1 protein-coding gene is annotated in these 786 nt (G+C 71.0%); it reads left to right on the plus strand.

What is annotated here, in order from left to right; translation table 11 throughout:
- Positions 1-408 precede the first annotated feature (408 nt).
- On the plus strand, positions 409-786 hold a 378-nt coding region (locus tag JCM9942_RS17255), incomplete at its 3' end, for a hypothetical protein (protein ID WP_157723051.1).

Below are 786 nucleotides of genomic sequence, written 5' to 3' on the forward strand. Positions count from 1 at the left end.
ATCTGCCGGAGCGTGTCCACACGGAGGTGGGCGGGCACCTGATCGCACGGGAAACCGCCGCGCCGCTGCTGCGCCGGCGACATGGCCGATACCCCTCCACTCCCTGACCGCTGTCTGGACGGGTCGATGGTGGCGGTTGCTGCGCATCGATCCGTGGGCCGTTGCCGGCGGTGCGCTCCGGACCGATCCCATTCCAGGCGCCGCGGCGTGGCACGGCCCTGGTGCCGACTTCCATGTCGTGTCCTGCGGCGGCGACCGGAGCGGGCACCGCTGGAACTGTGCCGGGGATTTGGCGCGCGGCCGCTGACGGGCGCTGGCAGCGGAGCCCGCCGCACCGGTCCTGGACCCTGCCGCGATCCCCTGGCTGACTGCTATCGTCGCCGCTTCAGCGGACACGGGGGACGGGGTATGAAGCGCATCACGATCGGTCTGGGCGTGCTGTTGGCGATGCTGGCGGCGCCGGCGGCGGCAATGACCTTCATGACGGTGGATTACGTCTGCCCGGTGGGGGGCGAGCGCTTCAGCGCCAGCACCATGGGCTCGGGCACGGCGTTCGGCCATTTCCTGGATGGGCGCGCCTATGGCGCCATCCAGTCGCCGTGGCCGCTGGTGGAGTGCCCGGGCAACGGCTTTTTGCTGTTCCGCGAGGCGTACAGCCAGGCCGAGCGGAAGGCGCTGGGCGCCTATGTGCAAAGCGACGACTACCAGCGCCTGCGTGGCACGGAGACCAGCTACTGGCGGCTGGCGCAGCTGCTGCAGGTGATCGATGCGCCGGCCGCCGAGCAG

Source organism: Stenotrophomonas pictorum JCM 9942 (genome assembly GCF_001310775.1).
In the GTDB taxonomy this organism is placed as follows: Bacteria; Pseudomonadota; Gammaproteobacteria; order Xanthomonadales; family Xanthomonadaceae; genus Stenotrophomonas; species Stenotrophomonas pictorum.